Source organism: Kutzneria viridogrisea DSM 43870 (genome assembly GCF_000525635.1).
Lineage (GTDB): Bacteria > Actinomycetota > Actinomycetes > Mycobacteriales > Pseudonocardiaceae > Kutzneria > Kutzneria viridogrisea.
Genome location: NZ_CP007155.1, coordinates 1 through 13,591, shown reverse-complemented (window position 1 = coordinate 13,591; position 13,591 = coordinate 1). Strand labels below are relative to the sequence as shown.

General features: G+C 69.4%; 9 protein-coding genes, 2 tRNA genes and 1 pseudogene. All 12 read right to left on the bottom strand.

What is annotated here, in order from left to right:
• Positions 1–34: 34 nt before the first annotated feature.
• Complete coding sequence (locus KALB_RS00055; RefSeq protein WP_025353679.1) at positions 35–574, bottom strand: DUF2020 domain-containing protein; 540 nt, start codon at positions 572–574, stop codon at positions 35–37.
• Positions 575–738: 164 nt separating this feature from the next.
• A tRNA-Ala gene (locus KALB_RS00050) sits at positions 739–811 on the bottom strand.
• A gap of 57 nt (positions 812–868) precedes the next feature.
• Positions 869–985 (bottom strand): annotated as a pseudogene (locus KALB_RS48980) (DLW-39 family protein); the annotation flags it as partial.
• Between the two features lie 219 nt (positions 986–1,204).
• Positions 1,205–1,278: transfer RNA gene (locus tag KALB_RS00045), tRNA-Ile, on the bottom strand.
• A gap of 50 nt (positions 1,279–1,328) precedes the next feature.
• On the bottom strand, positions 1,329–2,201 hold the full coding sequence (locus KALB_RS00040; RefSeq protein WP_025353678.1) for a DUF3566 domain-containing protein: 873 nt from the start codon (positions 2,199–2,201) through the stop codon (positions 1,329–1,331).
• A 42-nt stretch (positions 2,202–2,243) separates the two neighbouring features.
• The gene (gene gyrA / locus KALB_RS00035; protein WP_025353677.1) at positions 2,244–4,763 is read right to left on the bottom strand and encodes a DNA gyrase subunit A; all 2,520 of its coding nucleotides are present in this window, start codon (positions 4,761–4,763) and stop codon (positions 2,244–2,246) included.
• 51 nt (positions 4,764–4,814) lie between these two features.
• On the bottom strand, positions 4,815–6,788 hold the full coding sequence (gene gyrB, locus KALB_RS00030) for a DNA topoisomerase (ATP-hydrolyzing) subunit B (protein ID WP_025353676.1): 1,974 nt from the start codon (positions 6,786–6,788) through the stop codon (positions 4,815–4,817).
• 264 nt (positions 6,789–7,052) lie between these two features.
• Positions 7,053–7,700 (bottom strand): DciA family protein, encoded by a 648-nt coding sequence (locus KALB_RS00025; RefSeq protein ID WP_411931184.1) that lies wholly within the window; start codon positions 7,698–7,700, stop codon positions 7,053–7,055.
• Positions 7,701–7,779: 79 nt separating this feature from the next.
• Complete coding sequence (gene recF, locus KALB_RS00020) at positions 7,780–8,934, bottom strand: DNA replication/repair protein RecF (protein ID WP_025353674.1); 1,155 nt, start codon at positions 8,932–8,934, stop codon at positions 7,780–7,782.
• Entirely contained in the window at positions 8,934–9,818 is an 885-nt protein-coding gene (gnd, locus tag KALB_RS00015; RefSeq protein ID WP_025353673.1) for a phosphogluconate dehydrogenase (NAD(+)-dependent, decarboxylating), read from the bottom strand. The genes recF and gnd overlap by 1 nt, the downstream gene beginning before the upstream one ends.
• Positions 9,819–9,845: 27 nt before the next feature.
• Positions 9,846–10,982 carry a DNA polymerase III subunit beta gene (gene dnaN, locus KALB_RS00010; protein WP_025353672.1) on the bottom strand — a complete coding sequence of 379 codons (1,137 nt, stop codon included), beginning with the start codon at positions 10,980–10,982 and terminating at the stop codon, positions 9,846–9,848.
• 1,055 nt (positions 10,983–12,037) lie between these two features.
• Complete coding sequence (gene dnaA / locus KALB_RS00005; RefSeq protein ID WP_025353671.1) at positions 12,038–13,591, bottom strand: chromosomal replication initiator protein DnaA; 1,554 nt, start codon at positions 13,589–13,591, stop codon at positions 12,038–12,040.

The window sequence follows — 13,591 nt, the reverse complement described above, 5'->3', positions numbered from 1 at the left end:
CGGAGGGGGCTGGGTGACCAGCCCCCTCCCCTGCTCACAGCCCCAGCGCGCTGATCGCCTGCTTGACGATCTGCTTCGCCTTGATCGTCTGCTTCTGGTCGGTGTTCACCACGACCGCCGAGCCGCCCTTGGCCACCGCGTAGACCGCGCCGCTGGCCGCGGACAGCGAGCCGCCCTCCCAGCCGCCGGTCAGTTCGGCCTTGTCCGAGGTCTTCACCGGGGCCGCCCGGTCCACCAGCCCCTTGGCCGCCGCCGCGTCACCCACGTACACCTGCACGGTGACCTGCTTGCTGTTGCCGAAGCTGTAGAAGAAGCAGGCCGGGTGCGGCTTGTCCGCCGACACCTGCACCTTGGTGACCTTCTCCCCGTTGGCGTCCGCCACGAACTCCGAGCTCAGGTAGGGGCACTGCCCGTCAGCCGCCGGCTGCGGCGTGCCGGGTACCGCCGCCGCGCTGGTGGTGGCCGGTGCACTGCTGCTCGCCGTCGTGCTGGTCGGCGCCGGTTGGCTGCCCGGCGAGGAGCACGCCGCCAGCCCGAGGACCAGGAAACCACCGACCACACCCACTCGTCGCATCACTCCCCCATCCTCTACGCGGACCGGACCCCACGCGTTCCGGGGTCGGCTGCTCGCCAAGGCGGCCGCAGGCTCGCCACCGGGGGTCTGGGGGTCGCCCCCCAGAACAAAAGACGAGCGCCCCGGTTCGCGCATTCTGCGAACACGGAGCGCCCACAAGCGAGTGGAGACGAGGGGAATCGAACCCCTAACCCCCGCCTTGCAAAGGCGGTGCTCTGCCAATTGAGCTACGTCCCCGTGCCCGAGGACGAGCGATCATTCAGGCCGCCCGCCCTCGGACCAAGCTGGTGTTCAGTCGGTCGGCGCCGTCGCCTCGCGCCACAGGTCGGCCTCTGCCTTCGCCGAGCGCTGACGGCGCACGAACAGCAGGACAACCGCAGCCACGGCCGCGATAGCGATGTACTTCTTCACGTCGAGTCGCCTCCTTGGCGCTTCCGCCCCTGAGCATGGGGACTGTGCCGTCCCCCACGATACAACGATCCGGTCACCACCGAAGTTCCGTCACCCCGTAGAGAACGGGGGTCCAGGGGGCTTGCCCTCTGGCTTGGGGTCTGGGGCGAGAGCCCCAGAACTACTCCGGAACGATGAAGGCCCGCGCGCAGCGCGGGCACATTCAACCGAATCGTTCCGTGGGCCCAGGAGGACTTGAACCTCCGACCTCTTCGTTATCAGCGAAGCGCTCTAACCGCCTGAGCTATGGGCCCTCGATCTGGGAGAAACCTTACCGCACGAGTGGCGGTGATCCCAAACCGGGTCACTCCCTCTCGGAGAGGGTGACTTCGATGCCTCCGGCCAGGTCAGCGGAGACGTTGTAGATGAACGCGCTCACCGTGCCCAGCGCAGTGAACAGGATCACGTTCACCAGGCCGACCACGGCGGCGACCCCGAACACCCTGCCGACGTTGATCAGGTCACCGCCGCTGGTGTCCCCACCCTGCACCAGGTCGTTGTAGGTGCCGTTCAGCTTGTTCCACACGCCCATGCCCTGGAGCACGCCGTAGAGCACGCCGACGGCGACCATCCACACCAGGAACATGGCGAAACCCAGCACCAGCGCCAACTTCAGCACCGACCAGGGGTCGACCCGCTTGACCTGGAGGCTGGCCCGCCTGGGCCCGCGCCCCGGCCTGCGCAGCGCGGTGGGGGCCGCCCCGCCTCGTGCGGACCCGGCGCCACCGAGGTTGACGGAGGTGCGTGCGGCCGCACCGGCCGCCGCGGCACCGGGGGTCGCCGCGGCGGCGGCCGTGCCGGTGACCACGGGCCGGAAGTTGGTGGTGGCCTGCGAACTGGTGTCCACGGCGGGCGCGCTGTAGCCCGCCGGGGCCTGCGGGTACGCGCTGGGCGCGACGGGCGAGACCGTCGGCGCCTGCACGGTTTCCGCCTCGATGGCGGCGTTGTCCGCGGTGACCCGCTGCCAGGGCGGCGGCGCCGAGGAGGTCTCCGCCCCCTCGGCGGGCTTGCCGACCTCGATCTTCTTGGTCTCCTGCTCGTGGTTCGCGCCATTGGTCGACGGCGCCGCCGGGGCTGCCTGCTCAGCAGGGGCCGGACTGTCGGTGGCGACCGACTTGGTCTCGGCGTCCTGCTCGGCCTTGGCTTCCGGCTTGTCCGGGGTCTCCGGAGTAGTCACGAGCTAGTCCTCGGGTCGTTGGCGTGCTGGTCCCTGATCGGTTTACTCGGCCTCTGCCTGCTCCTGCTCGGCAGGGACCGCCCCCTCCTCGGAGACGTCCTGGGGCTCGTCCGCGTTGCGTGCGACCCCCACCAGGGTGGTGCCCTCGTCGAGGTTCATCAGGCGCACCCCCTTGGTCTGCCTGCTGGCCTTGCGCACCTGGACGGCGCTGGTCCTGATCACTCCACCAGAGGAGGTGATGGCGTACAACTCGTCCTCGTCGTCGACGATGACCGCACCGACCAGCCTGCCACGCTTGCTGTCGTACTGGATCGTCAACACACCCTTGCCGCCGCGGCCCTGCACCGGGTAGTCCTCGATCGGCGTGCGCTTGGCATAGCCACCGTCGGTGGCCACCAGCACGAACTTGTCCTCCTGCACCACGCCCATCGCCAGCAGTTCGTCACCGCTGTTGAAGCGCATGCCCAGCACGCCGGAGGTGGCGCGGCCCATCGGGCGCAGGGCGTCGTCGGTGGCGTGGAAGCGGATCGACTGGCCACCGGCGGAGACCAGCAGCAGGTCGTCGTCCGAGCTGCACAGCACGGCGCCGACCAGCTCGTCGTCCTCCTTGAGGTTGATGCCGATCAGGCCGCCGGAGCGGTTGGAGTCGAAGTCGGCCAGCTTGGACTTCTTCACCAGGCCGTTCTTCGTGGCCAGCACCAGGTACGGGGAGACCTCGTAGTTCGGGATCTCGATGACCTGGGCGATCTCCTCACCGGGCTGGAAGGCGAGCAGGTTGGCCACGTGCTGGCCGCGCGCGTTGCGGTTGGCCTCGGGCAGTTCGTAGGCCTTGGCCCGGTAGACCCGGCCCATGTTGGTGAAGAACAGGATCCAGTCGTGGGTGGAGCACACGAAGAAGTGCGCCACGATGTCGTCCTGCTTGAGCGCGGCGCCCTGCACGCCCTTGCCGCCGCGCTTCTGCGAGCGGTACAGGTCGGTCTTGGTGCGCTTGGCGTAGCCGGTGCGGGTGATCGTGACCACCACGTCCTCGACCGCGATCAGGTCCTCCATGGACACGTCGCCGTCGAAGGGGATGATCCGGGTCCGCCGGTCGTCGCCGTACTTGTCGACGATCTCGGTCAGCTCGTCGCGCACGATGGCGCGCTGCCGCTCGGGGCGGGCCAGGATGTCCTGCAGGTCCGCGATCTCCAGCTCGATCTCGGCCAGCTGGTCGACGATCTTCTGCCGCTCCAGGGCCGCCAGGCGGCGCAGCTGCATCTCCAGGATGTGGTTGGCCTGGAGCTCGTCCACGGTCAGCAGCTCGATCAGGCCGCTGCGCGCCTCGTCCACCGTGGGCGAGCGGCGGATCAGCGCGATGACCTCGTCCAGCATGTTCAGCGCCTTGACCAGGCCGCGCAACAGGTGCGCGCGCTCCTCGGCCTTGCGCAGGCGGTACCTGGTCCGCCGGACGATGACCTCGATCTGGTGCTTCACGTACAGCCGGATCATCTGGTCCAGGCGCAGCGTGCGCGGCACGCCGTCGACCAGGGCCAGCATGTTCACGCCGAACGAGTACTGCAGCTGGGTGTGCTTGTAGAGGTTGTTCAGCACCACCTTGGCGACCGCGTCGCGCTTGATGGTGATGACGATGCGCATGCCGATGCGGCTGTTGGACTCGTCGGCGATGTTGGAGATGCCGGTGAGCTTGCCGTCGCGGACCAGGGTGGCGATGTTCTCCACCAGGTTGTCCGGGTTGACCTGGAAGGGCAGTTCGGTGACCACCAGGATGGTGCGCCCCTTGCTGTCCTCCTCCACCTCGACCACCGCGCGCATCCGCACCGAGCCGCGGCCGGTGCGGTAGGCGTCCTCGATCCCGCTGGTGCCCAGGATCAGGCCGTACGTCGGGAAGTCGGGGCCCTTGACGCGCTGCATGACGGCGGCGAGGGTCTCCTCGTCCTCCGCGTCGGGGTTCTCCAGCGCCCAGACCACCGCGTCGGCGACCTCGCGCAGGTTGTGCGGCGGGATGTTGGTCGCCATGCCGACCGCGATACCCGCGCTGCCGTTGATCAGCAGGTTCGGCACCCGGGAGGGCAGGACGGTCGGCTCCTGGATGCGACCGTCGTAGTTGTCCCGGAAGTCGACGGTCTCCTCTTCGATGTCGGCCAGCATGTGCATGGCCAACGGGGTGAGGCGGCACTCGGTGTACCGCATGGCGGCGGCGGGGTCGTTGCCCGGGGAGCCGAAGTTGCCCTGGCCGTCCACCAGCGGGTAGCGCATCGCCCACGGCTGGGCCAGGCGCACCAGCGCGTCGTAGATCGAGGAGTCGCCGTGCGGGTGGTAGTTGCCCATCACGTCGCCGACGACGCGGGCGCACTTGTTGTAGCCGCGGTCGGGGCGGAAGCCGGAGTCGAACATGGAGTACAGCACGCGCACGTGCACCGGCTTGAGACCGTCGCGCACGTCCGGCAGGGCACGCCCCACGATCACGCTCATCGCGTACGCGATGTAGGAGCTCTGCATCTCCTGCTGGATGTCGACCGGCTCGGTGCGGCCGCTGTTGCCCGGCGACAAGGTCTCAGTCACGACTGGCCATTCCTCTCACACGCGTTGGCCCCGCTGCGGTACTGCTCGAACTCAGACATCCAGGAACCGCACTTCCTTGGCATTGCGCGTGATGAACGAGCGACGTGCGTCCACGTCCTCGCCCATGAGCACGCTGAACAGCTCGTCGGCGGTGGCCGCGTCGTCCATGGTCACCTGGAGCAACACCCGGTTCGCCGGGTCCATCGTGGTCTCCCACAGCTCGGCGGCGTTCATCTCGCCGAGACCCTTGTAGCGCTGCACACCGTCGTCCTTGTTGATGCGCTTGCCAGCGGCCAGGCCGCTCTCCATCAGGCCGTCGCGCTCGCGGTCGGAGTAGGCGTACTCCGGCTCGGCGCCGCGACCCCACTTGATCTTGTACAGCGGGGGCTGCGCCAGGTACACGTGCCCGTGCTCGATCAGCGGACGCATGAACCGGAACAGCAGGGTGAGCAGCAGGGTGCGGATGTGCTGGCCGTCCACGTCGGCGTCGGCCATCAGCACGATCTTGTGGTAGCGCAGCTTGGCGATGTCGAACTCGTCGTGGATGCCGGTGCCGAAGGCAGTGATCATGCTCTGCACCTCGGCGTTCTTCAGCACGCGGTCGATGCGCGCCTTCTCCACGTTGATGATCTTGCCTCGGATCGGCAGGATCGCCTGGTACATGGAGTCCCGGCCCTCCTTGGCCGAGCCGCCCGCGGAGTCACCCTCGACGATGTAGACCTCGCACTCCTCCGGGTTGGTGGAGCGGCAGTCCTTGAGCTTGCCGGGCAGGCCGCCGATCTCCAGCGCACCCTTGCGGCGCACGAGTTCGCGGGCCTTGCGCGCGGCCAGCCGGGCCTGCGCCGAGCTCACCGCCTTGCTGATGATGATCTTCGCCTCGGCCGGGTGGCGGTCGAACCAGTCGGCCAGCCACTCGTTGCACGCCTTCTGCACGAAGGACTTCGCCGAGGTGTTGCCCAGCTTGGTCTTCGTCTGCCCCTCGAACTGGGGCTCCTTGAGCTTCACGGAGATGATCGCGGCCAGGCCCTCGCGGATGTCCTCACCGCTGAGGTTGCCGTCCTTCTCCTTGAGCAGCTTCTTGTCCTTGGCGTACTCGTTGACCACTCGGGTCAGGGCCGCGCGGAAGCCCTCCTCGTGCGTGCCGCCCTCGTGGGTGTTGATCGTGTTGGCGAAGGTGTAGACCGACTCCGAGTAGCCGGTGTTCCACTGCATCGCGATCTCGACCTCGAGGTCGTCACCCTTGGCGTCGAAGGCGATGACCTTCTTGTGCAGTTCCTCGCGGCTCTTGTTGATGTGCCGGACGAAGTCCTCGAGCCCGCCGGGGTAGTGGAAGACCTGCTCCTTGATGGCGGCGACCTGACCCTCGGCGTCGGCCTCGGTGTCCTCGTCGGCGACCCGCTCGTCGCGCAGCACGATGGTCAGCCCCTTGTTCAGGAACGCCATCTCCTGCAGGCGGCGCGCGACCGTCTCCAGGTTGTAGACGGTGGTCTCGAAGATGTCCGGGTCCGCCCAGTAGGTGATGACGGTGCCGGTGCTGTCCGTGGGCGCCAGCTTCTCCAGCGCGTGCGCGGGGGCGGAGCGCTCGTACCGCTGGCGCCACTGGAAGCCGTCGCGGCAGATCTCCACCTCCATGCGGGTGGCCAGCGCGTTCACCACGGAGACGCCGACGCCGTGCAGACCGCCGGAGACCGCGTAGGAGTCGCTGTCGAACTTGCCGCCCGCGTGCAGCGTGGTGAGGATGACCTCGACCGCGGGCCGCTTCTCCACCGGGTGCTCGTCCACCGGGATGCCGCGGCCGTCATCGGTGACCTGGACCCCGCCGTCGGCACGCAGCACGACCTCGACCTTGCTGGCGTACCCGGCCATGGCCTCGTCGACCGCGTTGTCCACGACCTCCCAGATGAGGTGGTGCAGACCGCGCTCGCCGGTGGAGCCGATGTACATACCCGGTCGTTTGCGAACGGCTTCGAGGCCCTCGAGCACGGTGATGGACGACGCGTTGTACTCACTCTTGTTGGCAGCCACGAGCCTCGATGTCTCCCTCTGGGACGCCACGCGGGACGGGTGTGCGAACCGGCGCGGACGACCATCCGGCGCTCCCGGGTTCACTCCTCCATTGAGTGTACCGGTCGACCTCGCCCAAATCGCGCCAAGGACCCACCTGAGATCGTCACAGAGGCGTTGAACCGAGTGAACATAGGTCCGCGTGGCTGCGGGCGTCACTCGGTCCGGCTACGTTCCTCTCCGACGCTCACTGACCGGCGCGTCGCAGTTTCATGTGAAACATCGTCAGCCGTACGTGTCGCGCGGGCCTCGCCCGGGCGCGTGCAGCGGCCCGAACCGCCAGTTGGGCGCCGAGGGCCCCTGGACCTTGAGCCGCTTGACCACGTTGGGCCCGATGCCCGCCGCGATGCGCTGCAAGAGCTGGCGCTGCAACAGTCGGAGCTGGGTGGCCCAGGCCGTGGACTCGGCCTGCACCACGAGTTCGCCGTCACGCAGGGTGATGGGCTTCGCGTGCTGGGCCACGTCCTCGCCGACCAGTTTCGCCCACCGCGCGAACACCTGCCCGCCGGAGAGCTGCTCGGTCCAGCCCCGCTCCGCGGCGATCCGGGCGGCCAGCCTGCCCAGCGGTTGCGGGTCCCGGTCGTCCGCGCCGGGGCCCGACCACCGGCGCCGGCGGCCACTGCCCGCGCTCGGGTTACGCAGCTTGCCCCGGCGCCCGGCGCCCCGCGCCTTGACCGAGGCGCGGGCCGATTCGAGGGCCGCGCGGGCCAGGTCGGAGCCCTTCAGTCCCTCCGGCAGGCCCTCGATCCCCCGCGCGGGTTGTCCACCACCGGGTGACGCAGCTGTGGAGTTCTCGGGGTCATTTAGGCCATTTGTCCTATTTTCCGAGGCTCCAGAGCCTGGCTGACGCCCCGGAGTGACCGAGTTATCCACACCATCCACAGGTTTGTCCCCAGTTGTGCGATGGGACACACCTCGCTTGTTCACCCCGAGTGGCCTATTGACGGGCGGTTCAGCCGACACGGTTCACCTCGCCCTCGTGGACCTCGTAGCGGGCACCCGCAAGTTCCTCGGGCACGTCCTCGGCAACGGCAGCGGTCACCAGCACCTGCTCCGCCGCCGCGGCCACCTTGGCCAGCTGCTGCCTGCGCCTGCGGTCGAGCTCGGCGAACACGTCGTCGAGCACGAGCACCGGTTCGGCGCCATCATCGCGCAGCAACTCGTACGCACCCAGCCGCAACGCCAGTGCGAAGGACCACGACTCTCCGTGACTGGCGTAGCCCTTGGCCGGGGCCGCGCCGAGCACCAGTTCCAGGTCGTCCCGGTGCGGTCCGACCAGGCTGACCCCGCGTTCGATCTCCTGCGGGCGGACCCTGGCCAGCTCGGTGAGCAAGGCCGCCTCCAGGCTGGCGATGTCCGCGCGCGGACCTCCCGGCACGCCGTAGCCCTCGGGCAGCGACTCACCCAGCGAGCAGCGGTACCGGATCTCGGCGGGCCGCGACTCCGGTGCGACCCCGGCGTACGCCGCGCTGACCAGCGGCCCGAGGTCGGCGACCAGGTCCAGCCGCCCGGCGAGCAGCTGTGCGCCGTGCGCGGCGAGGTGGCCGTCCCAGACCTCCAGCGTGCGGATGTCCCCGCTGCCACCGGCGCGCCGGGCCGAGCCAGCGGTCTTCAGCAGCGCGCCCCGCTGGCGCAGCACCCGCTCGTAGTCGGAGCGGACCCCGGCGTACCGGGGCGCCCGCGCCACGAGCAGGTCGTCGAGGAACCGCCTGCGCTCACCGGGATCGCCGCGCACCAGCGCCAGGTCCTCCGGCGCGAACAACACGGTGCGCAGGATGCCCAGCACGTCGCGCGAGCGGGGAACCGGACCGCGGTTGACCCGTGCCCGGTTCGCCTTGCCCGGCGTGATCTCCAGCTCGACCAGCAGTTCGCGGCCCGCGTTGACCACGGCCGTGCGCACCACGGACCGCGCGCAGCCCATCCTGACCAGCGGGGCGTCGGTGGCCACCCGGTGCGAGCCCAGGGTGGCCACGTAGCCGATGGCCTCGACCAGGTTCGTCTTGCCCTGGCCGTTCCTGCCGACGAACACGCTCACGCCGGGGTCGAACGACAGGTCGGCGTGCTCCCAGGAACGGAAGTCGACGACCTGTAGGTGGCGGACGTACATCAGGCTTTCTGCACGGCGTGCCCACCGAACTGGTTGCGCAGCGCGGCGACGGCACGCATCGCGGGCGAGTCCTCCTGCCGCGAGGCGAACCGGGCGAACAGCGCCGCCGAGATCACCGGCGCGGGCACCGAGTGGTTGATCGCCTCCTCGACGGTCCACCTGCCCTCGCCGGAGTCCTCCACGTAGCCGCGCAGGTCGTCCAGCTCCGGGTCGGAGTCCAGCGCGCGCACCAGCAGGTCGAGCAGCCAGGACCGGACCACGGTGCCGCGCTGCCAGGCCTTGATGGTGGCGGGCACGTCAGTGACCAGCTCGGAGGCCTCCAGCAGCTCGAAGCCCTCGGCGTAGGCTTGCATGAGGCCGTACTCGATGCCGTTGTGCACCATCTTGGCGAAGTGGCCCGCACCGACCGGGCCCGCGTGCGCGAAGCCCTCCTCGCGCGGGCCCTCGGGGCGCAGCGCGTCGAAGATCGGCATTGCCCGCTCGACGTGCTCGTGCTCCCCGCCGACCATCAGGCCGTAACCGACCTCCAGGCCCCAGACGCCGCCGGACACACCGCAGTCCAGGTAGCCGATCGACTTCTCGTGGAGCAGCGTGGCGTTGGCCTTGTCGTCGGTGAACCGCGAGTTGCCGCCGTCGATGACCAGGTCGCCCGCGTCGAGCAGGTCGCCGAGCTCGCGCACGGTCTGCCTGGTCGGCTCGCCCGAGGGCACCATGACCCACACCGTGCGCGGTGCGTCCAGTGCCTTGGCCAGCTCGGCGAGTGAGGCCACGTCGGTGACCTCGGGGTTGCGGTCGTAGCCGACGACCTCGTGGCCGGCCTTGCGCAACCGCTCGCGCATGTTGAAGCCCATCTTGCCAAGGCCGATGAGTCCGAGCTGCACGATCGCAGTCCTCCCGTGTTAGCAGGCTGCTCAGCCGGGCAGGCGCACCGGCATCAGCAGGTAGAGGTAGCCCTCCACCACGCTTCCATCCTCGCTGACCGGCTTGATCAATGCAGGCCTGCTCGGTGTGGTGAACGACAAGTGTGCGCGATCAGTCCCTACCGCCTGCAGGCCGTCCAGCAGGTAGCCCGGGTTGAAGGCGATGGTGACCGGCTCGCCGGTGAACTCGCAGGGCAGCTCCTCCTCGGCGCTGCCCTCGTCGTCCCCACCGGCGGACAGCCGCAGACCGGCCTCGGTGAACTCCAGCCGGACCTGGGTGCCGCGCTCGGCGACCAGCGAGACGCGCTTGATCGCCTGAACCAGCGAGGTGACCTCGATGATCGCCGCGGAGGCGTGGTCGGCGGGCAGCAGCTGGCGGTACTTGGGGAACTCCGCGTCCAGCAGGCGGGTGGTGGTGCGGCGGCCGGTGCCGGACAGGCCGAGCAGCCCGTCCCCGGAGGCCAGCGAGAGCTCCACCGTGGTGCCGCTGCTGCCGAGGGTCTTGGCCGCCTCGGCCAGGGTGCGCGCCGGGACCAGCACGGCGGTCTCCACCTGGTCGGCGGGCTGCCACTCGAACTCGCGCATGGCAAGGCGGAACCGGTCGGTGGCGACCATGGTCAGCTTGTCCCCGTTGAACTCCACCCGGACGCCGGTGAGCATCGGCAGGGTGTCGTCCTTGCCCGCGGCGACAGCCACCTGGGACACGGCCGAGCTGAAGATCTCACCCGGGAGGGCACCGGCACGCTGCGGCATGGCGGGCAGCTGCGGGTAGTCCTCGACAGGCATGGTCGGCAGGCTGAACTTGGCGCTGCCACAGGTGATCGCGACCCGGGCGCCGTCCACGGAGATCTCGACGGGGTGGTTGGGCAGGGCCTTGGTGATGTCGGCGAGCAGTCGCCCCGAGACCAGGGTCTTGCCGCCCGCGGCGATCGTCGCGGGGACGCCCACCGTGGCGGAGACCTCGTAGTCGAAGCCGGAGACGGTCAGCGCCTCACCGGTGTCGCCCTCCTCGGAGCCAGCGTCGAGCAGCACCCCGCCCAGCACCGGGACCGGTGGCCGGGACGGCAGGCTGCGCGCGACCCAGGCGACGGCGTCCGCGAGTCCGTCGCGCTCGACGCGGATCTTCATGGGGGCGTCCTTTCCGGTTGGCCACGACCCACGTGTGGTCGGGCTGGCGCATCCAGGCTCTGGAGGAGGGGTCCCAACCGTAGAGCGTGTGACGGCCTCTCGTCATGTCGGGGCCGACCTCTCGCCCCGGCGAGTAGTCCCCACCTCCAGGCCACCCCCTGTTTTTCTTCTTTTCACCTCTTCGAAGAGAAAACTCGTAACAGCAGTAGGGGCTGTGGATTGTGTGGACAGACCCCGTTTGCGCTGTTCAGGTGACGTCCGACCCTGTGGGCAAGTACCCCCAGTCACCGGTGGACAACTCGGCTACCCCGTGGACAACTTCCGGGCTGCTCCGTTCGGTCCACAGTTGGGCCGAGTTGTCCACACAGCTGTCCCCAGATGTGGGTCCGCGCGTCCCCAGGTCTTACACAGGGTGGCAAGCCTTTCCACAGACCCAAAAGTGGCCTGGGTCTCCCCGGAGCGGGCAGTTGTGGACAACTTTTCTCAGAAACCGGGTCCCGCGAGGGGGTACCCACCCCAGAAAAGTTCACGCGACGGTGGTTGCGCGGCAGAGTTTTCTGGCCGGGGTACCGGGCTCGGCGCGGGGGTCAGCGGGGAAAAGTCCGGCGTTCGGCGGGGTGTCGCGGGCGGCGCGGAGCCGCGGACAGGGGTGAGGACCCGGGCGGACGGCGCCGAGTTTTCTGGTTCGGGTACCCGGCGCGGCGTCGGTGGCTGCGGGAAAAGTCTGCCGCCCCGCCCCGGACCCCGCGCGACCGCCCACCTGTTTCTGGCCGGGGGTCCTGGCCGGGCGCGACACCTCACTGGGAAAAGTTCGGCGCTCGCCGGGGTGATGCGGCCGGCATCACCGGCCGACCCGACACCTTTCTATAGGGAGTGCGTTGCGCGGCCCAGGACCCAGCTCAGAAAGATCCGGCGTCGGCCAGGGGTTTCTCACCGGGCTCGGCGCGCGACCGGGCACCGTCAACAGAAAGGTGTCGGCGGGATCGGGGTGGGTCAGGACATGGCACGGGGGCGAGCGGTGGTCCGCTCGCCCCCGTGTTGCAAGGAGGGGTGGGTCAGCTGCGCGCGCGCTGCTTGATGCGCGAGGTCAGCTCCTGCACCTGGTCGTAGATGCGACGGCGCTCGGCCATCTCCTTACGGATCTTCTTGTCCGCGTGCATCACCGTGGTGTGGTCCCGGCCGCCGAAGGTCTGTCCGATCTTGGGCAGCGAGAGGTCGGTCAGCTCGCGGCACAGGTACATGGAGATCTGCCTGGCCTGGGCCAGCGCCTTGGTCTTGCCGGGCCCGCACAGGTCGTCGATGGACACGCCGAAGAACTCGGCGGTCACCGCCATGATCGTCGGCGCGGTGATCTCCGGCGCGTGCGAGTCCGGGATCAGGTCCCGCAGCACGATCTCGGCCAGCTGCACGTCCACCGGCTGCCGGTTGAGCGAGGCGAAGGCGGTGACCCGGATCAGCGCCCCCTCCAGTTCGCGGATGTTGCGCTCGATCCTGGCGGCGATGAACTCCAGCACCTCGGCGGGCGCGGCCAGCCGGTCCTGCGCGGCCTTCTTGCGCAGGATGGCGATCCGCGTCTCCAGCTCGGGCGGCTGGATGTCGGTGATCAGGCCCCACTCGAACCGGGTGCGCAGCCGGTCCTCCAGGGTCTCCAGCCGCTTGGGCGGCCGGTCGGAGGACACCACGATCTGCTTGTTCGCGTTGTGCAGGGTGTTGAAGGTGTGGAAGAACTCCTCCTGCGTTCCCTCCTTGCCCTCCAGGAACTGGATGTCGTCGACGAGCAGCACGTCGATGTCCCGGTAGCGGCGCTGGAAGGCGACCTTGCGGTCGTCACGCAGTGAGTTGATGAAGTCGTTGGTGAACTCCTCCGTGGACACGTACCGCACGCGCATGCCGGGGAACAGCCGCTGGGCGTAGTGCCCGACCGCGTGCAGCAGGTGGGTCTTGCCCAGCCCGGACTCACCCCAGATGAACAGCGGGTTGTACGCCCTGGCGGGTGCCTCGGCCACCGCGACGGCCGCGGCGTGCGCGAACCGGTTGGAGGCGCCGATCACGAAGGTCTCGAACGTGTACTTCTCATTCAGCCTGGTCTGCGAGTTCGTCTGGCTGCTCGGCTGGACGGCGGGGTTGCCGCTGAACGTGGGCCAGATCTCGTGCACCGTGGCGAGGGCCTCGCGCTCCTCGTCCACCTCGGTGGCGTCGTCGTCCTCCGCGGCCGAGGAGTCCTCGGCGGGGATCGCCGGCATCGGGGCGGTCTGCTCCATCGGCGCCACCGCGGGCGGCCGGGGCGAACCGTTGAGCGGGGGCGGCTGCGGCACCGGCGGCGGGGTGGAGGCCGCGGGCGGCACCACGGTGTCGACCTTGACCGCCAGCGAGACCGGGCGGTTGAGCCTGCGGGAGAGCGCGGCGGTGATCGGGTCGCGCAGGGCGCGCTCGATCGCCTCCTTGGCGAAGTCGCTGGGCGCACCGAGCAGGACGGTCCCGTCCAGCAGTCCGATCGGCCGGGTCACCCGCATCCAGGCGCGTTGCAGAGAGGACAGTGCCCCCGCGGCGAGCAGCTCCTGGACGACCTGGTCCCACACCTGACCGAGGTTGGTCTGGTCGTCGGACAC

What these genes read in the sequence shown, in the direction of transcription:
- KALB_RS00055 (WP_025353679.1), bottom strand. Translation starts at nt 574, where the DNA reads ATGCGACGAGTGGGTGTGGTCGGTGGTTTCCTGGTCCTCGGGCTGGCG.
- recF (WP_025353674.1), bottom strand. Translation starts at nt 8,934, where the DNA reads ATGTACGTCCGCCACCTACAGGTCGTCGACTTCCGTTCCTGGGAGCAC.
- dnaN (WP_025353672.1), bottom strand. Translation starts at nt 10,982, where the DNA reads ATGAAGATCCGCGTCGAGCGCGACGGACTCGCGGACGCCGTCGCCTGG.